General features: G+C 63.8%; 1 protein-coding gene. It reads right to left on the bottom strand.

Annotated features, from left to right (window positions below):
• A partial coding sequence (locus PQR32_RS42115; RefSeq protein WP_408241794.1) for a dihydroxy-acid dehydratase domain-containing protein occupies nt 1–800 on the bottom strand: 800 nt, incomplete at both ends.

Here is an 800-nt window from a genome sequence, read left to right on the forward strand (position 1 = left end):
TTGAGCAACGCCGCAGTGGCCGCCGACGGCTTGATCACCGCGCCATTCGGCGCCAGGTTGCCCTTGAGCACCGCGATGCCGGCCTTCGGCTTGAACGGCTCGGCGAACGTCGTGATGACCTTCTCGTCGTGATTCGGCGCGTTGCGCACGTTGTCCCAGATCGTCTTGCCGTTCACAGTCAGCGCTTCGCGATGCAGCAGGCCTTGCTCACCGAGTTGCTTCAACACGGCGGGCAAACCGCCCGCGTAGTAAAAGTCCTCCATCAGATATTCGCCGGACGGCTGCAGATTCACCAGACACGGCACGTTCGAACCCAGTTCCCAATCCTCCAGCGACAACTCCACGCCAATGCGCTTGGCCAGCGCGATCAGATGAACCACCGCATTGGTCGAGCCGCCGATCGCCGCATTCGTGCGGATCGCGTTTTCAAACGCCTGGCGCGTCAGGATCTTGTCCATCGTCAGATCCTCGCGAACCATATCGACGATGCGCCGGCCCGCGAGATGCGCGAGCACCTGGCGGCGCGCATCGACCGCGGGAATTGCCGCGTTGTGCGGCAAGCCCATGCCGAGCGACTCGACCATCGAGGCCATCGTCGACGCCGTGCCCATCGTCATGCAATGGCCGCGCGAGCGGTTCATGCACGACTCGGCTTCGGTGAATTCTTCCTGCGTCATCGTGCCGGCGCGCACTTCCTCCGACATCTGCCAGACACCCGTGCCGGAGCCGATGTTCTTGCCACGAAACCGGCCATTGAGCATCGGGCCGCCGGAAACGGCCAGGGCGGGCAGATTGCACGA

The sequence above is a fragment of the Paraburkholderia dipogonis genome, from assembly GCF_046027395.1.
Taxonomy (GTDB): domain Bacteria; phylum Pseudomonadota; class Gammaproteobacteria; order Burkholderiales; family Burkholderiaceae; genus Paraburkholderia; species Paraburkholderia dipogonis_A.